Source organism: Pseudoalteromonas sp. C8 (assembly GCF_011378685.1).
GTDB classification, from domain to species: Bacteria; Pseudomonadota; Gammaproteobacteria; order Enterobacterales; family Alteromonadaceae; genus Pseudoalteromonas; species Pseudoalteromonas arctica.
Window position 1 is genome coordinate 25,736 of sequence record NZ_WTKT01000005.1, and the last position, 23,364, is coordinate 49,099.

Consider the following 23,364-nt stretch of genomic DNA (forward strand, 5'->3'; position numbering starts at 1 on the left):
TATTATTCTATTATTTCAAGACGCTTCATTACAGTGTCTACTTTTTTTGTGTTGAAAGGTTTTGCAATAAAGCCTTTAGCGCCCATTTCCCACGTGTTTTGTACGTTTTCGAGACTATTGTGGCCAGAGCACATAACAACATGAGTGTGCGGGTAAGCACTATTAATGTATTCCAATATATCTGCACCGTTAGAGTCAGGTAAATCTACATCTACAAATATAACGCCTGGCGGTTTATTGTTCATAATAGGTTTAGCAGAGCTAAAATCAGCGCTTTCTAATATATCTTCAAACCCTAAGTCAGTTAAAATTTGGTTTAGATAATCACGAATTTCCTTAACGTCATCAATAATGAGGATGGGCTCTAGCGGGCGAACAAATTCCATATGTAGGTTACTTCTATTTTGAATACATCTAAGTGCTTTAATACTAAGCTAACCCCATCATAAGCTCAAGAACGTTACTTAAAAAACACTAATAAATAAACTGTTTATAGGTTTGCCCAACAACCTATTTTTAAAGGATTACCTGCTTTCATATCTTCTACTAACTTATATTTTCATTAATTGTATTGAACAATAATGACGTATATACGATAAATCCCTTAATCCTACACTTTATTTCCTCAAAATTTGATGTAACAAATTTGCTACTTAACTTATTGATTCAAAAATATTTACATATAAATTCGATTTTTTGTAAACGTTTTGTAATAAAAAATCGTTGACCTTCTAAATTCATTCTGTGATTATGCTCAGCAGATGGGCTTATGCTCACAAGTGCGGTTTCATTAACTATTTAATGTTTTGCTCAGCCAGCCTCATCTATACACACTGAATTAATACCAATTTCATTAAATGAATATGCAATTTAATAAAGTTGGCATCACACACCACACTAAATAAAGAGCTTATTATGTTGAATAATAAAAAGACTAAATTTGCAATTTCTCTCATAGCGGCAGCTATGGCTACATCGGCTCCAGCACAGGCTGATATTTCTGAATATTTAGATCGCGTTGACGTAGACTTTTTACTAATGCAAAACTTTCAGTCAATTCAAGCTAAAGACGGCGCATTTCGCCCAGAAAATGAAGAACAAGAATCAGGATTTGGCCGTATTAGAGCTAATCTAATGCTTAAATTTCATATTAACGAGTTCATCACTGCCGATATAGATATTGCAGAAGAGCCTAATGACTTTGGTGGCGAAGATCGTGACTTTTCATTTCACAACGATTTTGCAGGTGTTGAATTTGACTTACTAGGTCTTTATGGCACACCAAAAGAAAACGCAAATTTAACACTGCGTTTGGGTAATATTGGTGGCTCACCATTTCAATTTAAAGGTTTTCAAGACGGCGCAGATAACCAAAATAATGCACTTATTGGTAATGGTATTACCGATTACGCAACCGCCGAAAACGGCGCACAGCTAAGTTACAGCGAAACTTTCGATAGTGGTGTAGTACGTGCTTATAATGTTACAGGTCACATTACGACTTCTAGTTTCGGTGAAGCCTTTCAAGAAGACAGAGGTTATAACTACCGACTTCAAGGTACTCTAGAATTTGAAGGTGGCTTTAAAGCAGGCTTAAACTTATTAAAAGCGAATCAAGGCGACCAGTTACGTTTTGAAAACGGCGTAGCCAGTCTTGATGGTGTAACCACAACAAACTATCGCTTTGGCGATGGTGAAAACTATAACTTCTCAGCGTCACCTTCAAACGAGCGTGACACTCACGTTGGCGCAATGCCAGGGCTTGAGCAATCAATCATCCAGCTTAATTTAGCTTATCAACCATCTGACGAAACAAGCCTAATCTTTATGGTTGGTAAATCATCTGATGATTACACATTTGCAGATGCCGCTGGTAATGCAGTTGCCGGTATTACCTACTTTGGTACAAACGGCATAGCTGATGAAAATGGCACTACTTTTGATTCAAACAGTGTAATAGAAGGCGACTCATCGGTTGAGTACTTCGTGTTTGAAGCACAACAATATCTAATCCCTAAAAAGTTATATGTAGCGGCTCGTTATGCAGAAGCCGAAAACACTTCCGACTTAATTGAACAAACAGACAACACAGTAGAGCGTATTCAAGTAGCCGCAGGTTACTGGTTTAACGATAAAACGCTTTTAAAAGTTGAGTATGTTAACCAAGAAGAAGGTGTTAATTCGGGCGGCCAAATCGGTAAAGGATTTGACGGCTTCACTTCTGAAATATCTGTTAAATTTTAAGTCATTATCCAACTAGTCTAACTATTTAAACAAAGGACCTAAAAAGGCACTTTGCGGGCAGTTTTATGCGTTAAAACTGCCATAAATAGAATTGGAAATAGATTGAAATTTAATAGCACTTGTTAAAACATAACGTGTATGGGGAATACCCGATGAAAAATAAATTAATTATGCTCGCGTGTGGTTTTATAAGCATGGGCGCTGCGGCAAAAGAAACAATTACAATAGCGACTGTTAACAATGGTGACATGATCACCATGAAAGAATTAAGTAGTGACTTTACCAGCCAAAACCCGGATATAGACCTAAAATGGGTTACTCTAGAGGAAAACATTCTTCGCCAACGTGTCACTACCGATGTAGCAACAAAAGGTGGCCAATACGATGTTATGACCATAGGTACTTATGAAGTACCTATTTGGGGCAAACAAAATTGGTTAAAAGAGCTGGATAATTTAGGTGAAAATTACGATTTAGACGATTTAATTCCGGCAATTCGAAGCGGTTTAACCATTAACGACAAGCTTTATGCTGCACCATTTTATGGCGAAAGCTCAATGGTTATGTACCGCACTGACTTAATGGAAAAAGCAGGGCTGACAATGCCTAAAGCCCCATCATGGGACTTTATACGCAAAGCTGCTAAAGCGATGACAGATAAAAAAGAAGGTGTTTATGGCCTTTGTCTACGTGGTAAAGCAGGTTGGGGCGAAAACGTTGCGCTTATTACATCCATGGCAAATTCGTTTGGTGCGCGTTGGTTTGATGAAAATTGGAAACCTCAGTTTAATACCCCAGAGTGGGAAAATACCCTTCAGTATTATGTCGATGTGATGAAAGAATCTGGTCCTGCTGGTTCATCTGCAAACGGTTTTAATGAAAACCTTGCACTATTTCAAACCGGAAAATGTGGTATTTGGATTGATGCAACCGTTGCAGGCGCATTTGTTACTAACAAAAAAGATTCAGAAGTTGCCGATAAAGTAGGGTTTGCACTTGCGCCAGATAACGGTCTGGGTAAACGCGGTAACTGGTTATGGTCTTGGACTTTAGCCGTACCGGCAAGCAGCAAAAAACCAGATGCCGCAATGAAATTTATTAGCTGGGCAACATCTAAAGAATACACTCAACTTGTAGCCGACAAAAAAGGTTGGGCAAAAGTACCGCCAGGTACACGTAAATCACTTTACAGTAATCAAAAGTACATGGACGCAGCACCGTTTGCGCAAATTACCTTAGATTCTATTCAATCTGCAGATCCTAAAAATCCAACCGTTAAACCGGTGCCTTATGTAGGTATTCAGTTTGTTGCTATTCCTGAGTTTCAAGGAATTGGTACAGCTGTTGGGCAACAATTCTCAGCAGCATTAACTGGCCAAATGACCGTTAAGCAAGCGCTTAGTACGTCTCAGCACCTCGTTGAGCGAACAATGCGTAAAGCTCGCTATCCTAAATAGCATGTAATGGGCGGGTAAGTACTCAAACTTACCCAATATTTTATGTCAATTCTATTTACTTGTTAGTTATAAACGCTATCAAGGGTTTCTGATTTTCACTTGATAGTTAACAAGTAAATAGAATTGGCTTTTTTAAGGTCACCTTTATGGCAACAACTAACTCGCGCACGCTTGCTCGGTTTATGCTTCTTCCAAGTGTAATTTTATTACTTGCTTGGATGATAGTTCCGCTGTGTATGACACTGTATTTTTCTTTTATTGATTACAACTTACTCGTTCCAGGGGATAAAGAGTTTGTAGGCTTTTTAAACTATGAATTTTTCCTAACTGATCCGGCTTTTTTTGAATCATTTTTTAACACGCTCTACCTAGTAACTGGGGTTTTACTTATCACTATTTGTGGTGGTATTGGCTTAGCTATTTTACTAGACCAAGCAATATGGGGACGAAACTACGTTCGCATTATGGTACTAGCCCCATTTTTTGTAATGCCAACTGTGTCGGCATTGGTATGGAAAAACATGCTAATGAACCCAGTTAATGGCTTATTTGCACACTTTGCTATTTGGCTTGGCTTTGAACCTATCGACTTTTTTGCTCAAATGCCGCTATTTTCAATCATCATAATTGTGTCTTGGCAGTGGTTACCGTTTGCAGCTTTAATACTGCTAACAGCAATACAATCACTCGACCGTGAACAATTAGAAGCGGCTGATTTGGACGGAGCTGGCCCATTTAGTAAGTTCTTTTACATCGTTTTACCGCACTTATCGCGCGCTGTAACTGCGGTTATATTAATCGAAACTATATTTTTACTGTCAATTTTTGCTGAAATATTAGTTACAACCAGTGGCGGTCCTGGTTATTCGTCAACCAATATAACGTACTTAATTTATACGCAATCGCTACTTCAGTTTGATGTAGGCGGCGGTTCGGCAGGGGGCATAGTTGCAGTTATTATTGCAAATATAGTCGCTATATTTTTAATGCGCTTAATTGGCAAAAACTTGGAGGGTTAATTATGACTATAAAAGATAGCCGTCGTTCCAAACTAATTTATACCATTGCTGCATGGACAATAAGCGGCATGATTTTCTTTCCAATTTTATGGACGTTAATCACCAGTTTTAAAACGGAAGCCGAAGCAATTTCAGCAAGCCCAAGCTTATATGCGTTTGATTGGACGCTCGAAAATTACCGCGATGTACTGTCGCGCTCGCCATACTTTAACCATTTTTGGAACTCTGTAGTTATATCGCTAGGTTCAAGTTTACTGGGCTTATTAATTGCGGTTCCTGCTGCTTGGTCTATGGCTTTTGTACAAACTAAAAAAACAAAGCATTTATTAATGTGGATGCTTTCAACTAAAATGTTACCGCCAGTAGGCGTACTTATTCCGATTTATTTATTGTTTCGTGACTTTGCGTTACTCGATACAAAATTAGGTTTGGTTATTGTAATGACACTCATTAACTTACCAATAATGGTATGGATGCTTTACACCTACTTTAGAGAAATACCAAACGAAATACTTGAAGCTTCTCGTATGGATGGTGCAACAATTGGTGAAGAAATATTCCATGTTTTATTGCCAATAGCCTTACCGGGTATAGCCTCAACGCTATTACTCAATGTTATTTTGTCGTGGAACGAAGCGTTTTGGACACTTATTTTAACCGCTGCAAATGCTGCACCTTTAACGGCATTTATTGCCAGTTACTCAAGCCCTGAGGGGTTATTTTACGCTAAGTTATCGGCAGCATCTGCCATGGCCATTGTGCCAATTTTAATACTTGGTTGGTTTAGTCAAAAACAATTAGTGCGTGGATTAAGTTTCGGCGCAGTAAAATAGGAGAATACACATGGGCAGCATCACACTAAAACAAGTCACTAAAAACTTTGATGAAGTTAACGTAATTAAACCGCTCGACTTAGAAATTAAAGACGGTGAGTTTATCGTTTTTGTTGGTCCATCGGGCTGTGGTAAATCTACATTACTTCGTATGATCGCAGGTCTTGAAGATACCACCAGTGGTAATATAGAAATTGATGGCATTGACGCTACAAAAACACCGCCTGCAAAAAGAGGCTTAGCAATGGTGTTTCAATCCTATGCGTTATATCCGCATATGACAGTGCGTAACAATATTGCTTTTCCTTTAAAAAGAGCCAAGGTTAGCCCTGCAGAAATTGAAAGTAAAATTGCTAACGCCGCTAAAATTCTAAATTTAACTGATTATTTAGACCGAAAGCCTGGGCAATTGTCGGGCGGTCAGCGCCAGCGTGTAGCGATAGGGCGCGCAATTGTACGTCAGCCTTCGGCATTTTTATTTGACGAACCACTTTCAAATCTTGATGCGTCACTACGTGTAAATATGCGTTTAGAAATATCTGAATTACATAAAAGTTTAGCTACAACAATGATTTATGTTACACACGATCAGGTTGAAGCCATGACAATGGCAGATAGAATCGCGGTATTTAATGCCGGTATTATTGAACAAGTAGGCACACCTTTAGAGCTTTATAAAAACCCTGTAAACAAATTTGTAGCTGGTTTTATAGGTTCGCCAAAAATGAATTTTATAGATGCTCCACAAAATGAAGATGCGAATGTTAGCTGTATTGGTATACGACCAGAGCATTTAACACTCTCTACTGAGCAAGGTACTTGGGCTGGAACTGTAGGTGTAATTGAGCATTTAGGATCGGAGAGCTTTTTACATATAAATATTGAAGGCAAAGGGACCGTAACAGTAAAAGCAGATGGTGATTGCCCATTAAAATATGGCGACAGTATTTACCTAAGCGCACCAGCAGATAAAGTATTAAAGTTTGATAATAACGGTTTAACAATTCGCTAAAGCCGATTTTTAAATACCTTAAATAGCACCTTTATAAAGGTGCTATTAACTAAATTCTAATTACATAATCCTATGAAACCTAGGTATTTTTTATTAAGGAATGGTATATTTACAATTATAAATAACAAAAACGTTATTGATAAATCGATATTCCAAAATTAATAAAATAATTTATATAGCAGCACATATAATTAAAATTATGTAATGAAAATAAGGATTTAGTTTTCCTTATATTTTAAGAGGTTTACGTGGTAAAGCTATCAAATACAGAAATTAGAAAGCTAGATGATGCAGCCAGAGCAGGGTGGTTATATTATGTTGGCGGTAACACACAAGATGAAATTGCTAAAAAGCTAAATATATCTCGTCAATCTGCACAAAGAATGGTCGCATTATCTGTGAGCCAAGGATTAATTAAAGTTAGACTTGACCACCCGATTGCTAAATGTATGGATTTGGCCGAAAAATTAAAAAGCCGTTTTGGGTTAGATTCGTGCGAAGTTGTACCGAGCGATCCGTCTGAACCATCATCTACATTAGGTTTGGCTCAAGCTGGCGCGGCTGAAATAGAACGTCATTTAAAATCAGAACAGCCCAAAGTACTTGCTATGGGAACAGGTCGTGTTTTACGTTCATGTGTAGATGAGCTAAGAACCGTTGATTGTCCGCAACATAAAATTGTAGCAATGCTAGGTAATATGGCTTTGGATGGATCGGCTTCACCTTATGATGTTGTAGTAAGAATGGCCGAACACACCAATGCAAAACATTACCCAATGCCATTGCCAGTTTTACCAAGAAGTATTGAAGAAAAAGAACAGTTACATGCACAACAAAATATTACCGGTAATTTAAAACTCGCTAAAGATGCCGATGTAACATTTGTGGGTATTGGTAGCTTAGGTGAAAAATCGCCATTACATATAGATGGTTTTATTGATGCGCAAGAACTTAAAGAGTTACAAGATCTTGGTGCCGTTGGTGAAATGATTAGTTGGGTGTTTGATAAAAACGGTAAGCTTTTAGATTGCACGGTTAATCAGCGTGTAGCAAGTACGCCACTAAAAACAAATGCTAACAAACAGATTTATGCGATAGCTGCTGGTGAAGAAAAAGTGTTAGCCATTTTAGGCGCAGTAAGGTCAAACATGATCAGCGGATTAATTACTAACGAATATACAGCTGAGCGTTTATTAAGTATTGATTAAACAAATTGATAAATAAAATTAGTAATATCTGTATTAGTAATATCTGTTATTGTAATAAAATCACTTAATGTCCGATACCGTCTAGTATTGGACATAGTAAGGGCGCATTTAAGCGCTCTTTCTATATATATATTAACTACCTATAATTTATATTATGTTAAATAGCATAAATAAATACATAACCAAGTTACTCACCTTCATTAATTAACGTATAAACGCGATATTTTGACTATTTAATAAGCATTAACCTACTTATCTTAATAGTTAGTGCCTTACCCATTTACGGTATTAGCTTCTTGAACATATAAAAATACCGCTTGGTTATTAATATAATCAAGCGGTATTACAATGATTGCCTATTCGTTACTTTACCCAATCAAACTTAACGTATTGAAAAAAATAGCTTTTTAATAAACCTAGTAATTCACTAGAATGTTTTATCATTCATAAATTCACTAATAAGATCAGACACTTTATCTGGATGTTCATCAATAACCCAATGAGCGGCTTTATCTATCCAAATCAATGATGAATTTGGAATTGCTTCTTCTAACATTGGCGCATACTTTGGCTTTTGAAATTTGTCTTCTTTACCCCATATTATGAGTGTTTCATGAGGTAAGCTTTTAAGATCGCCTGTAATAGCTTCGGTATATTCTTTATTGAGCCTGCGCATGTTACTAAATAAAGCGGCTTTTCCTTTTTCATTACTCCATGGTGCTAAGTATATTTTCATCAACTCTTCAGTCATTACGCTCGAGTCGTAAACACCTTTGGGCATAAAATCTGTTAATGTATCGATAAATTCATCTACCGTTGTTTTTTCTTCTACACCTGGTTCTAGCAAAGGTTCAAATTCTGGTATTGGCCAAGAATCAAAACATACACTATCAATTAAAACCAACCCGTTTACTTTATCCGGATGATTTACAGCCATTAATTGAGCAACACCACCACCAATATCATGTGCAGCAATATTAACTTTAGAAATACCGAGTTCTTCCATAAACTTACACATTATTCTACATTGCGCATTTATAGATACATCGGTGTTAATTGGCATATCAGATTCACCAAAGTTTAGTAAATCAGGCGCTATTACTCGATATTTTGATGCAAGTTTTGGCATCACATTTCGCCATAAAAATTTATTGGTTGGTATTCCGTGTATCAATAATAAAGGTGTTCCTTGTCCCATTTCTTGATAAGCAATTTGATGACCTTCTACTGTAACGTACTGTGTCTTGTTCATAATTTTGCCTCTTTAACTTTAAAAATTATAATATTTCGTGAACTATAAAATTGGAATATAACCTTATAAAGCAAATTCCGTCCCAAGATGAGTATTTATTAGTTATTAAAAAATCTTAATGTTTTAAAAGTTAAACCCTTGCGATACGTGGGCTCTAGGCTAAATAAATTTACTGACTTTATAATATTACAGCGTTTAACAATTGTGTTTATCAAACCGCTTTAAGAAGTGTGAAACGATGACTCGTATACATGCAACAATTACAAAAGCGAAGTTTGTAATACTTTGAAGGAATAATTTGAAGTAATTATTCTTATTAAAGGACTTTTACAAATTTAAATAAATTAAAGGTTCATATACACAAAAGCACTAATAAATATTAGTGCTTTCAAAAGTTATAATTTAATTTTTTAGTAAGCTATAAATAAAAAATAGTTAACCGCCCTACTGTTTCTATTTATCATTCCAAGAAAGATCTAATATTTTCTATTAATACACTTTGCTTAACTGGCTTCAATAACAGACCGTTAAACCCAAGCTTCACATACTTGTTATCACTATTTTCGTTTTCACTAAATGTATGAGCGATAATTTTTGTTGCTGATGCGTCAGCATGCTTTCTTATTTTTAGCATTGCGTCGGTACCTGTAAATTGCGGCATTACTATATCCATTAAAATAATATCGTAAATATTTTGAGAAACCATAAGTAGTGCCTCTATAGCACTTGATGCAAAATCTATTAAAATATTTTCTTCGTTAAGCATTTTCCTAATTACTATTTCTATTAGCAAGTCATCATCTACTAAAAGCAGTCGTTTAGTTTTATTTATTGGCGTTACTTTAAACTCGATAACTTCAGCCATATTTTCAATAGTGTTTTTCATGTTTTACCTCATTACTGTTCCAGTAATATACGCTAATTTATAACGACTTATCTTTTAAAATGCGTGTTATTTGGTTTATTAGTACACCTTGTTTTACTGGTTTTAATAGCATTTCATCAAAGCCCTGGTTAACGTATTTTGAATCTGTATCGGGTGTCGATGTATGCGCAATTATTTTAGTTTTCAAATTGTCACTGTGTTTTTTTATTTTTAACATAGCGTCAGTTCCCGACAATTCTGGCATTACTATGTCCATTAAAATAATGTCGTAACTGTTTTGCGATACCATCAACATCGCTTCTATTGCACTGCGCGCGTAATCTATTTTAATATTCTCATTTTTTAGCATCGCTCTAATTACAATCTCAACAAGAGGATCGTCATCAACCAGTAATAGCGTGTTTTGGTGTTTGTTAGTTACTAAACTAGCTTTTACTAAATCATTATTTGTTAACGAGCTACTTGGTACTTCTTGCTCGTTGTCTTTACCTTTACCTTGTTTGGTTGCTATGTTGACCAACATAGAAAGTGATATCGTTGATTTATTCGCGTTACTACTTACAGTTATCGCTTTACCACCTAACATTTTAAATATTGAAATAAAAAACTTTAACTCTAATGACACGTCTTTATCATCTATAAAGCGCGTTATATCATCACCCGATATACTTTTAAGCTCAGTTATAAAGTTACTACTGTCGATCAAATTACTTAATGAAAAATCGAGGTATAAGTAATTACGTTTACTTTCATTTTTAATCTGAGCGTTAATTGAAAGCGTTGTATTATTTGATGAATCCAAAACCTCAGTCACTAATTGAATAACCAATTGAGAAATTAACTTTTCATCGCTTGCGACCGTTAATTCAGGCGTAATATTATTTTTGAGAACGATTCTTTTATTTTCAGCCTCTTTAGCTAAAATCGACATATTATTATTGATCATTTGATTTAGATTTACGTTTTTGGCCTGAAGCTTTAACTTACCTATTTCCGATTTATTTATATTTACGAGTTGTTGAATTACACTTTCGAGCTGGTCGCATGCATCAGAAATATTCCCCACATTGTTTTTAAATTCGTTAAAGCTTATTGGATCTTTAGATATTTCAACTAATGACTTTAAAGATGATAAAGGCGTTTTTAACTGACGGCTAAGCCTTGTAACAAATTTTTCTTTTAATTGATTTGTCTGTTTTGATTTTTCGAGAACATCAGCGAGTAAACATTCTTTTTGATGTGCCTCTGTATCATCTCTAAAGTAGCAAACGAAACCATTAAAATCTGTATGTCTTTGTAATACAGTTATCCACTTCCCGTCTGTAAAACCTATATCTATTAATTGGTTACGATCATCATCAAGCTTATGATGTTCATGGTAATGATTTATAATATTATGCTGCTGCGCAATACTTATCAGCTGGCTATACGATAGCTGACTGTTTTGTTTATTCACCTGTGCAAATAAAAGATTAAAAGCATTATTGGTAATCACAGGAAATTCGTGGCTATTAAAAATAGCAAACCCATGCGGCAGTGCATCCAGAGAACTTGAAAAAAGCGCTTCTCTATTGAGTATTAACTGATTTTTTTGTTTTATTTCATTGTGTAAACGCCTTGGTAGACGTAAAAAATAATACACAAACACGAATACACAAAAAGAGATTAACCCTAATCTAATTAAACTGTATTTAGTTATTTGTGGTCGTACTATTTTATTCATTGGTTGCACATGCAAGCGCCAAGTAGGTGGAAAACGACTGCTTAAAGCGCTAATACTATTTTTAATTATACTCGGGTTTACTTCTCCTTGTTTTCCTAAAGTAAACTGTGGTGTTGCTATAAAAACGTTATAATTTTCAGTGTTTAATTTGCCAATAACGGCTTTTAAAAACTTACTTAAATCAAATGCTGTAAGTGTATAAATAGAGCCTTGTTTTATTTTTATTTCAGAAATTAAGAAGGCCGTATCAGCAACCGTAAATACTTCTACTGCTTGTTTATTCGCTCTTTTATTAAATTTTTCTAACCAGTTTGTAAACCCATACGCGGCTAAATCAAAATTATTTTTTGACCAAAGTGCAAGCTGGTTATACTCAGAATCAAACACAACATACCCTTTATAAGTTAAACTTTGTGAAACCTGACTCTGTACTAAATTATTAAGTTGTTCTTTTGTATGGCTATTTTGGCTTTGTAAAAAACCTGCGATAACTAAATCTTTTTGCGATATATATAATCCTTGATTATCAAATCGCTCTAAAGCATTAAATAACGTTTTACGTAATTGCTGAGTTTGTTCATTGTAATTACTTTGCAGCTCCTTTTTTTCTATAGTATAAAGAAGTAATGCAGTGAATGAGCATAATACTAATGCAATTAAGAATGCGACGGGCGCTAAACTAAATACATGAATATACTTTTCCCCATAATTCTTTTTCTCAGGATTAGTACTTTGATTACTTACTGAATCTGAATTTTTATTTAACTGTGTCTGCAATAATTGAGCAAATGAAATAAACTGATCTTTTTGTGAACCTATTAATGTTTTAGGTGCTAAATCGGCCATCAGCACTACGCCTATCAATTTATTAGTGACACTATAAATTGGATATTGTGCATAAAAACGAATTAATTTGTGAGTGTTGTTTGATACATCATCAAAAAAAGTATCTTCAAATAAATATAGTTTTTCTTGTGTGCAGCGTTGTTGATAGCTTAATAACTCATTTTCGACGCTTTCTTTATCGTTGCAGGTTATTAACTGCTCTGAATAAACTTCTCTAAAATCGATAAATTTAACAATTGCAACGTCATAAAACTGTTTTAGTAGCGTTAGCGTTTCTTTAATTTCTGTTGATATTTCATCAGTTGGTGTATCTGCTAAATTAGCATGTGAGGTAAATATATTTGAGGCGTTCATTGACGTTCTCCTTCCCCTTTTGGGGGAGTATGTATCCACGTTGTACTGTTTTGGCCGCTATGTACGGGCAGTAAAACTTTAAATGGTGGTGTTAAGCTACTAAGTGCAGGTTCGCCTGTGGTGATATTAATTACTTGTTCTGCATTAACTAAATTAAGTGATGTTTTGCAATATGTAATGCCTGGCTCAATCCCTATTAAGCTCAGTGTTTCACTAATGATAAGGTTATTTACTAAATCGATCCCGACCAGCTCAAATGTAGTTTGTAAAATAGTGAAGACGAGTGTCTCTACAATGTTTTCATCTTCTTCTAAGCGTGTACCTTCTGGGCAGCATATTGTACCAAGCTCTATATCAACGTTTGTGCCTATACCTACTAATGAAAGCGCATTAAGGGCTGTATTTAAAAGCGGTTCTACCTGAGGTAAATATAAATCAAGTATGTCACCTTGCGATTCGTACCCTGTTTGGCATGTATCACACGATTGCGATAAACCTTGATCGCTTGTACCTAAAAGTGGATTTCCTAAAGCTGTTACTCCAACTAAACAACTGCTGTCGGCCGGTTGTTTATCTATTTCAAAGCTTTCACAAGGTGAGCCTGTTACTACTTTTTGCGATACATAACGAGATAGAATTTGTTCACTATTAGCAGGGCATTGTTGTGGCGTACTTTTTAATAACTGACCAATAACGGTGTTACCTAACTGCCCTATTGCATAATTTGGACCTTGCTGCAGCGCATTTATATAACTTACATTACCGGTATTATTTAACTTGCTGACACCTTGGCTGTCGGTTGCTTCATCGCTTAAGCCCTTTAAACACGGGTTACCTTGGCAATTTGGAGCATCGTAATAAACAGCTTCTCGCGAGGTAAACCTATCATCTCTTATGCCTATTAATGCCCTGTACGTGTTGTTTGCTCCACGGTCTGTATAAAAAATGAGTGGTGCTTGGTGCTCATCAAAACTTACTGCAATACCGAGTGGTCTATTATTAGCATCAACTACAGTAATTTGATTATCTACCTTAGTTTGGTGGCGCTTAATAAGGGCATCCCTTACTAAAATCACCCCACCAATTGAGCCAATAATTAAAATAGTTATAATTAATATAAGCTCAATAGTAAGTATGTACCCTTGTTGATAATGCTTTTTCATATCAGGCTCCTATAACACTTCTACAAGCATTTTAAGTACGTTCATTACTTGTAATGCTGCGGGAAAAAACACCAATACCAAAAACATCGGAAAACAAATTAAGATAATGGGAAAGGTTGTGTGCATCGCTTTTTTGTTTACCTTTTTAGCGAGTAAAATGTTCTTTTTTAGAGCTAGGCCTTCAAGTTGAGCCTCTACTGCTTGGATAAGTGGCGTACCAAGTTTTGACCCTATTAACATTAAGTTAGCGAGCTTTTTAATTCCTAATACGCCGGTTCTTTCAAAAAGTGAATTAAATGCAAATTCACGATCTTTACCTGCGCTTAGTTCGAATAAAAATAACTTTAGCTCTTTGTATAATGGGTGTTTTTGACTTAATCCATGATCAACCGCCAGTGCAAATGAGCGCTCTAACGAAAATCCAGCGCGCATGTAAACCAGTAACACCCGTAAAAAAAACTCTAAGCTATTATTAATAGTGGTTTTGCGTTGATTTTTACGTAATAAAAACCAGCATTCGGGTGCAAAAAAACACATAAAACACAGTAACAATTTAATCGATTGGCTCAGCTCATAACCTGTTAGTTCTATAACCGTAAATGCACTAAAAGTAGCAGCCACTTTGAAGCAGTACAGACTTGTTAATATTTTATTAATTTGAATCCCTGCTTGTCTTAGTTGACGTTTAGAGATGATGATTAGCGGATACCAATTAATGTTTTTAGTATCGGGTTTATCTAATTCAACTTTAAGAGATTGCCTATGAATATGGATAAATGACCCCATACTTACTAAAAGTCCGATAAGTAAAAGTATATCAATCATAATGTTACCCTTAAGCTAAGGCGTAGCCATAAAAAACCAAATAGCTGACAAAGAAGCGCAACCGTTATAAATGCAATACCATTAGGGTCGTTTAATAATGGTTCAAACCAGGTTGGATCGGTATAGCTAAATAAAGGAATTAGTGCGTAAGGTAAAAAACCACTAAATACAGCAGCGTATTTAGTGCCCGAAAGCTTAGCTTTTAGCTGTTGGCGGTCGAGGGTCCGAAGCGACATCATGTTGCATACGCTTTTTAGCATGTCGGTTAAATCACACTGGCTTTGTGTATGTGTAATGATGCTATGAGCAAACAATCTTACGGTTTCGCAGTTGTATCTTTCAATTAAAGGGGCAAACGACGTTTCGGCATCACTACCCATGCTCATGCGTTGTATTAGTAAGGTGCTTTGTTTTTTTATATATGGGTCTGCATGTTCATCAGCAAACTGCATTGATTGCTGTAGCGATAGCCCAGTGCTTAAACACGATTGTACGGTTTCAATAAATTCTAAAAAATGATGCTCAAATTTTGCTAATTTATAATGAGCCAAGTCAATCACAGTTATAAAACAGGTTACAAAAACCACGATTGAAATAATAAACGCGCTGGTTGATGCCTCTGGATAATATAATTTAGCTAAAAACCATGAACTACTAGAGAGCGAGCACGCCATGCTTATAAACCAGGCGTTACTTATGTTTAAGCCTAGCACTCGTAGTGACAGAGTAAGTACGTCTTTTTCTTCTAAAATATCTACTTTTTTAGTGCCTTGGCTGCTTTTATTTTTAGCATACAAAGAAACCAACACACTAGTTGCAATTACAAAGGTTATAACCGCCGCTATAGCTAATAAATAATCAAGTTTAGTCATTGTTAGCCTCCGGGTTATTGTGCAGTAATGCTTTTAATTCTTGTGCATTTGCCCCTTGGCCTTTCATAAACTCAATAACACTTGAGTTATCGATTAACTCACTTTGTACTGGCTCTGCTTCATTAATACTATAAAGCGGGCTAAAATTTGCGCCGCCATTAACACGCTTAATTTCACCAATACTTTTTAGAGTTCGGGTGCCATTAGTTGAGCGAGAAACATGCACAATAAGTTGAATACTCGACGCAATTAACGAACTTGTATGGGTATCGCTCAGTTGTGCATTGTGTAACTGCACTAAGGTAGATAAACGAATAACGGCATCATTTGCACTGTTAGCATGTATGGTCGTCATCGAACCTTGGTGACCACAGTTCATTGCTTGGAGCATATCAATTACTTCGCCAGAGCGTACCTCTCCAACAAGTATTCTATCTGCGCGCATTCTAAGGGCTGCTTTTACTAAATCTCTTAGGCTTACTGCACCTTTACCATCGCTGTTTGTGTCGTGAGCTTCTAATTGCACAACGTGGTTGTGATGCAAATTAAGCTCAGCACTTTCTTCAATGGTTACAACTCGTTCATTTGGGTTAATTGAGTTAGCAAGTACGTTTAATAATGATGTTTTACCTGCCCCGGCATTGCCACACACTAAAATATTAACGCCTGTTTTAACTGCGCTTTTTAAAAATGATAAGATGTTTTTATCTAAAAAATGATTATTAACTAAAAAGTCATCGTTTATTTTTTTATGATTAAACTTACGAATCGATACAATCGCGGCGCTGGTACACGCAGGCGGTACAATAATATGAACTCGGCTACCATCTTTTAGTTTGCCATCAACAATTGGCATAAGCGCATTTACTTGGCGACCACAGCCATCAAGTAAGCGATCAACAAATCGGCGTAAATGGCGTTCGTCGTCAAACTTACTGGCTGTGCAAAGTAGTTTGCCTTGTTTATCAATCCAAATATCTTGCGTGTCGTTTATTAAAATATCACTTACTTGATCGTCCAGCATAAATTGTGCAATAGGGCCAAGGCCCTGAATTTCATCAAATACAGCCTGAACAACCTGCTCTTGTTGGTGTTGATTAAATGAAGATTGATTAAATTGTGGAATTTCACTGCACAATGCAGAGATTTTTTCGAGAACATTACTTGATAAAAGCGCGGTTGGCTCTTGTTCGTACTCTTCGATAACGGCATCGTGCAATAGCTTTTTAAGCTCTTCAAAGGTACTTAAACTGGTTTGAACTTCTTCATGTTTGCTTGATAAATTAAACATAAAAACTCACTTAGCTACATATACAGCTTCGTTTTTAACGCCTTTAACCACTTCGATTGTGCGACTGGTTTGTAAGCGTGAAAAGTTTTGCAAACGACCTTGTTCAATGTCATAAGCGCTATGCACAATAATTGAAACTTTGTCGGCGTTATCTATACCCGCCAACGAATAAACATCTTTTGGAAGTACCGCAAGGACTAATGAAACGCCGCCCGCAGCAGAATTAGACTCTTTAGCTAAATTATCCATTACGCCACTTTTAGCGGCTTGCGATTTAGGACCTTTTGAAACACCAATAAGCTGTACATCACGGGCAACTGTTCTTACTAAGCGATTAGTTTTAGCGACTATGTCGAGTCGGTCACCTTTGTGTATGCGCGAAAGCGGAATATCTAAGGTGTTTAGTTTTAAAGTATATAAAACACGCCCTGCCGGTATGGCTTCTGATAAATTTTGGCTTTTCGCTCTAATAAAATCGGTGTCGAACAAGGGTTGTTCAACCATTTTGTTAGTTGCTAATTTTTGACCAATTAATGCACGCGGATTTTGAACGCTCAGTGCAATATTTGAATAGTTACTTGGATCTATACTTTTTTGTTCTACATCGTGAACGGTTACTGTTTGACCGGCCGACATATTTTTGTTTACTACCCAAGCTGTTACGCTATTTTCATCGTTTACCTGTCTAATGCCCAAAGCCGAAGCTAACATGCCAGAGGTGATGAGTAATGTGAGAGCCGCAGTGGTTGCGCCTTTGTTACTTTTACTTTTCATAATATTCCTCCAGAGTAACTTTCACTGCCACACTTTTGTGGCAGTGAGCCTTAAGCTTGGTATTCAAACCTGGTTGCCTTATATTGGGTACCTTGCGTTAGTTACCTTGCGAACCGCCAGCTGCTGTACGTGTTGCAGCATCGCCGCTTGGTGTTGCATTAACAAGTGCGGCACTTTCACTAAAGTCTGATGCAACAAAAGTGAATGAACTGCCATCACCTGCGTACACATCAACTGAATCTACAAACCCAGAGCCAGACACTTCAGCTGTGCCTTCGGCGTTAATCATGCCGTCAAATACATAGCTTTGGTCAAGTGAGCCAATTGCTTCAGCTACATCTTCAAGTTCGCTGGTTACCGAGTCACGTAATGTAGATAAACCAATTACAAGTGCTGCTACCATTGAAGTAGAAAGAATGATTAGCTCTGACGTTAGTACAAAACCTTTTTGCTTTTTGCTATTTAAGTTATGTTTAATAGTTTTCATAATCGTAGCCTTTAAATTAGAAGAGCTTATGCTCACTTTACATATTGCGAGGACCATGCCAGCTATAAATAACCTTTAAATACAGTTGGTTATGTTTTTAATGGTTGTTTTTTATTAGATATTTTCATTTTTGATTTGCAAAATGCAAATCAATATTAAAAATATTTTAGATAAATAATGCTAGGTTTACGTTATTGAAAGTATTATTAAAACTGATGGATAGTGTAAGGGGTAAATATTAAAAGCAGTCTTGTGAGGTTACGTATAAAACGTAGGATGAGCGTAAGCTTTACTTGTATTGTTGATAAATAATAAAGTGGTTTTGGCTCCTTATACCAACCTGCATAAATCTTTGATCAATTTAACGAATTAAATTGCACTATAACGTCGTTAAAAATTTTTTATTTAGAACAACTAGATACAAAAATTTTTGCCTAGTTCTAGCGTAATTTTCTTAATGTTAAATAGACCCCATATATAAGCAGATTGGTATTAATAATGCCAAATTGTAGACATAAAAAAAGGCCCGAAGGCCTTAAGAATAACAATTACCTAAAACGGAGAGTTTACCGCGCCTAGCAAGTGCTTTTTTATGCGTGGGTTCTGCACGTAAAACTTGCTCATAGTAGCCACAAGCCAATAAATTATTGGTATTCGCTTCTTCAATTAACCCTTTATGGTAAAAATAGGCGGTGCTATTTAAACCAAACTTAACCGAAAGCTCTAAGTAGTTTGAAGCTATAACGTAACTGCCCTGAGCATAATGTATAGAGGCCATTTGCAGGTATGGTGAAGCATGTGTACCAAAAACATCAACGCCGTATTGAGCAATACTTTTTGCTTTAGCTAAATTACCTTGCTCTATTGCTAACGTAACCCCTAAAGTAATTGCATTTAATGGTGGATTAGCTTTATTCAGTAATGTGTTTATAACTTGTTGAGATTGATTAGCACGGCCACTTTTATAAAGTACGTAGGCCGATATCGACAGTATTGCCGTGTTATCGGGGTGTTCAAGCATTAATTGATTCACCTCATGCACTAGGCTCAAACAGTTACTTGCATTTATACCTTCACACTTTAATGGTTGGGCATTTAATTGGTATTTTTTAACTATGTCACCCAGCGCGTTGTAAGGATTTACTGTTGGCTTGTAATCAATATGAGCGCAACCCGATAAAGTAAGCAGTAAAATTATATAAAATATTTTCATAGCCCTTGCTCCTGTATATAGCTAAGTACCTGGGTGTCTATATTTGCCTGCTCCCACGAACGTAATGTATTAATTGGCTCACGCACCAGATTTGGAGTTACAACAATTATAAGCTCGCGGTTGTTTTCACTTTTGCTGGTTGTTTCGCTTAACTTTCCTAGCATGCTATTGCCGTTGCCATCAGGTACAAAGTCGTGGCTTGCATTGTTATCAGTGCTAATTAAGCCACCAATAATAAGAGGTTGCCCGTCTTTTAAACGCGTTGATGTTTGCATGCTGCGTGTATTAAATGCACTACTGTTTAAACTGCTGCCTGTGCTTTGTGCAATTTCGGCGGTTAACGTGGTATCGGGTAATGAAATTACTGGGTTTAGATCAAGTGTTATTCTATCTTTGTCGTCAACCATGGCGCGTACATTTAATTCAACTCCAAATGATTTAAATTCTGTACCGCTAAACACCGACCCACTACTACCTTGCTGACCGCTTGTAATTCCTGAAGGGCTATAACTTGTAGGTACGGGTACTTCACCACCGACTTTAAACACGGCACTTTCACCGGCTAAAACTGTTATTGTAGGGCGAGAAAGCGTTCGAGAAATACCTTCTTGTTCAAGTAATGAAAATAACATATCAATGGCAAACTGTGAGGTAGAAAGCTGTAAGTTATTAGTTAATTGACCACCAATTAATTGCAGCGCATTTTCTATTGTTGCAGAGCCAGATTCGCGATTAGTCATACCGTCACGGCCAAATAAGCCCGCTTCTTTTTCATATCCATTAGAGAGCACGCTAATGTCTGGGCGCCATTGCTTTAACCTACGTTGATTTACTTCGTATAGCTGCACCGATACACGCACTTGCGGTAAATCTTCAACTTCAATACTCGACAAAACTTTACCGCCAGCCACTGACAGCAAAGTTGCTCTTGCAATATTGGAACTCACATTACTTAAATTTAATCCTGAGGTAGCATCATTTATTAAACCGCCTGACTCGTTGGCAAGTACTTCAATACCTGAACTTTTATCCTGCGTTGCGCCGCCCATTAAATTATTAGGATCAAGAGGAGAGCCCTGAGTTTGTAATGCTTGCTCTGGTTCGAATAATTTATTAATTGTATTTAATAATCGCACTAGCTCTATCTGGTTTTTTACAGAGCCGGAAAGTAAAAACACATCGTTGTCGTCATTTGATAACTCATCAACCGAGATGCGTTTAATGGTCACTTTATCTGCGCCCATTGATTTAATCACCTCGCTAATACGCTCTTCTTTTGGCTTGGGTGCTTGAGTTACTTTTATTAAATTAATAATAGCGACTTTACTCGAGTTTTGAGAGCTGCCGCCGTTTGCGTTACCCAAGCCTTGCAAGCGTTGAGCAAGTGAATTAAACATGCCTTGGTTAGGATTTGAGGTGATAACGGGTTGTGATGCTTGTGAGCTACTGGCATAAAGGTAGTTTTTTGCAGCTTCATAAGCGGCATGACGATAATTTATAGTAGGTACTTCACCACGTAATACAACAGCATGGCGATCAGGCGCTATGGTTAGCTGTACGTCAGGATGGATGTCGTTTAAGGCATTTTCTAGTACGCTGTAGTCTTCGGTTACGCCAAGTAAAAATGTTTCAGAGCTTTTATCGTCGTACCACACCATCATAGATGTACGGCCCAACTTTTTAGCTAAAATTAGTAGCTCACGGCCATTTACCACGTTCACATCAAGTGTTGTTTCGTGGCCAAGTGCAATACGAGAAATATCACGGGTAAACACAAAGCGAGTATGCGTCCATTTAACTAAGTGCGATACTTTTTGTACCCGCTCACCATTTGCATTTTCTATATAATCTAAATGACTTTCACTGCCCATAGCGGTAAAAGATATTAGCAATAGTATAAAAATAAATTTTAACATAAGCCTTTCCCTCAATTTGCTTACTGTATAGGTAGCAAGTATGAGACCAAGGGTTTTTGTATTTATAATCAATGGATTAAGATGTATAAACGTGTTTTTTATTATTTTGATTCGCAAATTGCAAATCAACAATTCATGAAGAGGTTAACAAAGAAATAAGAGCAGAGGTGTGTGGCGCAAAGCGAGTGAAAATACGCTTTACGCTAGTTTTAATTAATGCAAAGCGGCTGTAAACGGGATGCTTTCACAGATTTTAGCTTCAGCTATAAGCAGCTCTTCTAGACGAACATCAACTTCTTCTTTTTCAAAGTATTCGTAAGCTAGTTCTACAAATAGGTTTTTATGTTTTTCTTCTGACTTAGCAATAGCAACATAAAAATCTTTTTCTTTACCTTCAGGAAGTGCTTGTGCAACTAAAGAAAAACGCTCGTGGCCACGTGCTTCAATTACACCGCCAACCAGTAATCGGTCCATTAAAAAACCATCACGACCATGTCTAAACAGTGCACGTATTTGTTTTATGTACGGATCTTTTTTGTCGTCACCTAGGTTTACATCGCGCTCTAAAAGCAATTTAAGTACTTGTTTAAAGTGTATTAATTCTTCTAGCGCTAAGTCGGTCATAGCTTTTACTAATTTACGTTTGTCTGGATAATGCGAAAGCATAGACATAGCCATACCCGATGCTTTTTTTTCTGCAGCGGCGTGATCTTGTAAAAAAGTATTAAAGTCAGCAAGGACAACTTCGGTCCATTCAAATGGGGTGTGGTATTTTAATTCAAACATGTTCTGTACAACTTAAATAATAATGCGGGGATTTTAACGTATTTGATTTAAAAAATCTTGTAAGGCAGTAATTTATCTATCCGCCCTTTAGCCGTAGATTCAACTTTTAACGGGTGTTTAATATCGTTCCACGCGGTAACTTTGCCGCCCATATTCATTTTTTCAAAATCAGTTTTATCACTTTTTAACGCTAAAAAATTGCATAACTTTTTATAGCTATCAGGCTTTGCTATATCAATGGATAAAAAATCGTTGTCGCGGTTATTAAAATACGTTTGAGCATCATTAAAATGTTTTTTATAACAGTCTGCTAAGTAACTATCGTCGCTAATATTATTAAGCGAAAGCTCACTAAACGTATTTAAATAACAGCGTTTTATATGAATATTAAAGCCCCCGTCTGCACGGGTTAAATTAGTGTGCATACGCGTTAAAAGCTGTTTTATTGATACAAGCCATGCACCAGGTTCGCGCTCTAAATAAATAAACTTAGAGTCTGGGTAATGAATATCAAGCGCTTTAAAGTCATTAAATATGGGAGTGTCGGCAATCGCGTTAGCATTTTCAAAACAAGCATTAGTATACGCGGTATGCGCCGTTGTAATACCAAGCTCTAAAAATGCGTGGCACACACTAGTAGTGCCGGTACGCGGTAAACCTATTATAAATATTTTGCTCATTAACTTTTCTTTAATTAGCCACGTGTTACTAGCAATACAAAGGCGCTAACAATAATCACTAAAAATGTAGTAATAGTACCAATTTGGCGATATTTCAGGCTTTTTTCTACTATGCCTAAATTTTGAAACACACGCCCTATTAATAACGCACCACCTAATATATGACAGTAATGGCTAGCAAGCCCTTGGTACTCTGCCAAAAAAAGTAAAATTAAAGCAATTGGCACGTACTCCATAAAGTTAGCGTGGGCACGCACAGCACGTTGCAGCGTTGCGTTACCATTATCACCAAGTGATATCTGCTCCGCGCGGCGCACTTTTATTACGTTAAAGCTCAAATAAATGTAAAACAATGCAAGTAATGCAGCATAAGTTGAAATGATCACGGCGTTTTCCTGTTATTTTTATCGCATAAGCATGCGCTTTATTATTGTGGGCGTGATAATAACATATAAATTTGAGCAGCATTATCAGAAGTTTAATAAATGCCTATGCTAAGCTAAGAGCATTAAGTAAGTAGAAA

At 36.5% G+C, this 23,364-nt stretch carries 21 protein-coding genes; 6 read left to right on the forward strand and 15 right to left on the reverse strand.

All coding sequences use genetic code 11. The annotated features are described in order from the left end of the window. Positions 1-2: 2 nt before the first annotated feature. Positions 3-386 (reverse strand): response regulator, encoded by a 384-nt coding sequence (locus tag GQR39_RS06375; RefSeq protein ID WP_007582739.1) that lies wholly within the window; start codon positions 384-386, stop codon positions 3-5. Positions 387-915: 529 nt separating this feature from the next. Here GQR39_RS06375 and GQR39_RS06380 point away from each other — a divergent pair. The 6 genes from GQR39_RS06380 (at position 916) to GQR39_RS06405 (ending at position 7,773) form a co-directional block, all read left to right on the forward strand. Beyond that, positions 916-2,244: a hypothetical protein gene (locus GQR39_RS06380; protein ID WP_165735138.1), complete on the forward strand. Its 1,329-nt coding sequence runs from the start codon at positions 916-918 to the stop codon at positions 2,242-2,244. Between the two features lie 152 nt (positions 2,245-2,396). Further along, positions 2,397-3,701, forward strand: coding sequence for a sugar ABC transporter substrate-binding protein (locus GQR39_RS06385; RefSeq protein WP_165735139.1), 1,305 nt, complete (start codon positions 2,397-2,399; stop codon positions 3,699-3,701). 146 nt (positions 3,702-3,847) lie between these two features. After that, positions 3,848-4,720 (forward strand): sugar ABC transporter permease, encoded by an 873-nt coding sequence (locus GQR39_RS06390; protein WP_002960879.1) that lies wholly within the window; start codon positions 3,848-3,850, stop codon positions 4,718-4,720. A gap of 2 nt (positions 4,721-4,722) precedes the next feature. After that, on the forward strand, positions 4,723-5,553 hold the full coding sequence (locus GQR39_RS06395) for a carbohydrate ABC transporter permease (protein WP_002960878.1): 831 nt from the start codon (positions 4,723-4,725) through the stop codon (positions 5,551-5,553). A gap of 10 nt (positions 5,554-5,563) precedes the next feature. Then, positions 5,564-6,565, forward strand: a complete 1,002-nt coding sequence (locus GQR39_RS06400) for an ABC transporter ATP-binding protein (protein WP_165726033.1) — start codon at positions 5,564-5,566, stop codon at positions 6,563-6,565. Between the two features lie 248 nt (positions 6,566-6,813). Then, positions 6,814-7,773, forward strand: a complete 960-nt coding sequence (locus tag GQR39_RS06405; RefSeq protein WP_002960874.1) for a sugar-binding transcriptional regulator — start codon at positions 6,814-6,816, stop codon at positions 7,771-7,773. A gap of 427 nt (positions 7,774-8,200) precedes the next feature. Here GQR39_RS06405 and GQR39_RS06410 read toward each other — a convergent pair whose 3' ends face one another. From GQR39_RS06410 to GQR39_RS06475, 14 genes are all read right to left on the reverse strand, one after another. Continuing rightward, positions 8,201-9,025 carry an alpha/beta hydrolase gene (locus tag GQR39_RS06410; protein WP_165735140.1) on the reverse strand — a complete coding sequence of 275 codons (825 nt, stop codon included), beginning with the start codon at positions 9,023-9,025 and terminating at the stop codon, positions 8,201-8,203. A gap of 460 nt (positions 9,026-9,485) precedes the next feature. Continuing rightward, complete coding sequence (locus GQR39_RS06415; RefSeq protein ID WP_165726036.1) at positions 9,486-9,911, reverse strand: response regulator; 426 nt, start codon at positions 9,909-9,911, stop codon at positions 9,486-9,488. Positions 9,912-9,948: 37 nt separating this feature from the next. Further along, positions 9,949-12,834 carry a response regulator gene (locus GQR39_RS06420; RefSeq protein WP_165735141.1) on the reverse strand — a complete coding sequence of 962 codons (2,886 nt, stop codon included), beginning with the start codon at positions 12,832-12,834 and terminating at the stop codon, positions 9,949-9,951. Next, on the reverse strand, positions 12,831-13,997 hold the full coding sequence (locus GQR39_RS06425; protein ID WP_024589371.1) for a hypothetical protein: 1,167 nt from the start codon (positions 13,995-13,997) through the stop codon (positions 12,831-12,833). Before GQR39_RS06425 ends, GQR39_RS06420 begins: the two co-directional genes overlap by 4 nt. A gap of 9 nt (positions 13,998-14,006) precedes the next feature. Continuing rightward, the gene (locus tag GQR39_RS06430; protein ID WP_165735142.1) at positions 14,007-14,822 is read right to left on the reverse strand and encodes a secretion system protein; all 816 of its coding nucleotides are present in this window, start codon (positions 14,820-14,822) and stop codon (positions 14,007-14,009) included. Further along, positions 14,819-15,694 carry a type II secretion system F family protein gene (locus tag GQR39_RS06435; RefSeq protein ID WP_165735143.1) on the reverse strand — a complete coding sequence of 292 codons (876 nt, stop codon included), beginning with the start codon at positions 15,692-15,694 and terminating at the stop codon, positions 14,819-14,821. Before GQR39_RS06435 ends, GQR39_RS06430 begins: the two co-directional genes overlap by 4 nt. Further along, positions 15,687-16,985: an ATPase, T2SS/T4P/T4SS family gene (locus GQR39_RS06440; protein ID WP_165735144.1), complete on the reverse strand. Its 1,299-nt coding sequence runs from the start codon at positions 16,983-16,985 to the stop codon at positions 15,687-15,689. The genes GQR39_RS06435 and GQR39_RS06440 overlap by 8 nt, the downstream gene beginning before the upstream one ends. A 6-nt stretch (positions 16,986-16,991) precedes the next feature. Next, complete coding sequence (locus GQR39_RS06445; protein WP_007586678.1) at positions 16,992-17,759, reverse strand: hypothetical protein; 768 nt, start codon at positions 17,757-17,759, stop codon at positions 16,992-16,994. 97 nt (positions 17,760-17,856) lie between these two features. After that, the gene (locus GQR39_RS06450; RefSeq protein ID WP_010552792.1) at positions 17,857-18,246 is read right to left on the reverse strand and encodes a hypothetical protein; all 390 of its coding nucleotides are present in this window, start codon (positions 18,244-18,246) and stop codon (positions 17,857-17,859) included. Between the two features lie 535 nt (positions 18,247-18,781). Beyond that, the gene (locus tag GQR39_RS06455; RefSeq protein ID WP_165721891.1) at positions 18,782-19,459 is read right to left on the reverse strand and encodes a hypothetical protein; all 678 of its coding nucleotides are present in this window, start codon (positions 19,457-19,459) and stop codon (positions 18,782-18,784) included. Beyond that, complete coding sequence (locus tag GQR39_RS06460) at positions 19,456-21,375, reverse strand: pilus assembly protein N-terminal domain-containing protein (protein WP_024609061.1); 1,920 nt, start codon at positions 21,373-21,375, stop codon at positions 19,456-19,458. The genes GQR39_RS06455 and GQR39_RS06460 overlap by 4 nt, the downstream gene beginning before the upstream one ends. Positions 21,376-21,588: 213 nt before the next feature. Then, positions 21,589-22,161: a tRNA-(ms[2]io[6]A)-hydroxylase gene (locus GQR39_RS06465; protein WP_007586685.1), complete on the reverse strand. Its 573-nt coding sequence runs from the start codon at positions 22,159-22,161 to the stop codon at positions 21,589-21,591. A 47-nt stretch (positions 22,162-22,208) separates the two neighbouring features. Continuing rightward, complete coding sequence (locus GQR39_RS06470; RefSeq protein WP_165735145.1) at positions 22,209-22,841, reverse strand: sulfotransferase; 633 nt, start codon at positions 22,839-22,841, stop codon at positions 22,209-22,211. 14 nt (positions 22,842-22,855) lie between these two features. Further along, a complete protein-coding gene (locus GQR39_RS06475; RefSeq protein WP_165735146.1) occupies positions 22,856-23,227 on the reverse strand; it encodes an MAPEG family protein in 372 nt (123 codons plus the stop codon). Between the last annotated feature and the right edge of the window lie 137 nt (positions 23,228-23,364).

What these genes read in the sequence shown, in the direction of transcription:
- GQR39_RS06375 (WP_007582739.1), bottom strand. Translation starts at nt 386, where the DNA reads ATGGAATTTGTTCGCCCGCTAGAGCCCATCCTCATTATTGATGACGTT.
- GQR39_RS06380 (WP_165735138.1), top strand. Translation starts at nt 916, where the DNA reads ATGTTGAATAATAAAAAGACTAAATTTGCAATTTCTCTCATAGCGGCA.
- GQR39_RS06385 (WP_165735139.1), top strand. Translation starts at nt 2,397, where the DNA reads ATGAAAAATAAATTAATTATGCTCGCGTGTGGTTTTATAAGCATGGGC.
- GQR39_RS06390 (WP_002960879.1), top strand. Translation starts at nt 3,848, where the DNA reads ATGGCAACAACTAACTCGCGCACGCTTGCTCGGTTTATGCTTCTTCCA.
- GQR39_RS06395 (WP_002960878.1), top strand. Translation starts at nt 4,723, where the DNA reads ATGACTATAAAAGATAGCCGTCGTTCCAAACTAATTTATACCATTGCT.
- GQR39_RS06400 (WP_165726033.1), top strand. Translation starts at nt 5,564, where the DNA reads ATGGGCAGCATCACACTAAAACAAGTCACTAAAAACTTTGATGAAGTT.
- GQR39_RS06410 (WP_165735140.1), bottom strand. Translation starts at nt 9,025, where the DNA reads ATGAACAAGACACAGTACGTTACAGTAGAAGGTCATCAAATTGCTTAT.
- GQR39_RS06415 (WP_165726036.1), bottom strand. Translation starts at nt 9,911, where the DNA reads ATGAAAAACACTATTGAAAATATGGCTGAAGTTATCGAGTTTAAAGTA.
- GQR39_RS06420 (WP_165735141.1), bottom strand. Translation starts at nt 12,834, where the DNA reads ATGAACGCCTCAAATATATTTACCTCACATGCTAATTTAGCAGATACA.
- GQR39_RS06425 (WP_024589371.1), bottom strand. Translation starts at nt 13,997, where the DNA reads ATGAAAAAGCATTATCAACAAGGGTACATACTTACTATTGAGCTTATA.
- GQR39_RS06430 (WP_165735142.1), bottom strand. Translation starts at nt 14,822, where the DNA reads ATGATTGATATACTTTTACTTATCGGACTTTTAGTAAGTATGGGGTCA.
- GQR39_RS06435 (WP_165735143.1), bottom strand. Translation starts at nt 15,694, where the DNA reads ATGACTAAACTTGATTATTTATTAGCTATAGCGGCGGTTATAACCTTT.
- GQR39_RS06440 (WP_165735144.1), bottom strand. Translation starts at nt 16,985, where the DNA reads ATGTTTAATTTATCAAGCAAACATGAAGAAGTTCAAACCAGTTTAAGT.
- GQR39_RS06445 (WP_007586678.1), bottom strand. Translation starts at nt 17,759, where the DNA reads ATGAAAAGTAAAAGTAACAAAGGCGCAACCACTGCGGCTCTCACATTA.
- GQR39_RS06450 (WP_010552792.1), bottom strand. Translation starts at nt 18,246, where the DNA reads ATGAAAACTATTAAACATAACTTAAATAGCAAAAAGCAAAAAGGTTTT.
- GQR39_RS06455 (WP_165721891.1), bottom strand. Translation starts at nt 19,459, where the DNA reads ATGAAAATATTTTATATAATTTTACTGCTTACTTTATCGGGTTGCGCT.
- GQR39_RS06460 (WP_024609061.1), bottom strand. Translation starts at nt 21,375, where the DNA reads ATGTTAAAATTTATTTTTATACTATTGCTAATATCTTTTACCGCTATG.
- GQR39_RS06465 (WP_007586685.1), bottom strand. Translation starts at nt 22,161, where the DNA reads ATGTTTGAATTAAAATACCACACCCCATTTGAATGGACCGAAGTTGTC.
- GQR39_RS06470 (WP_165735145.1), bottom strand. Translation starts at nt 22,841, where the DNA reads ATGAGCAAAATATTTATAATAGGTTTACCGCGTACCGGCACTACTAGT.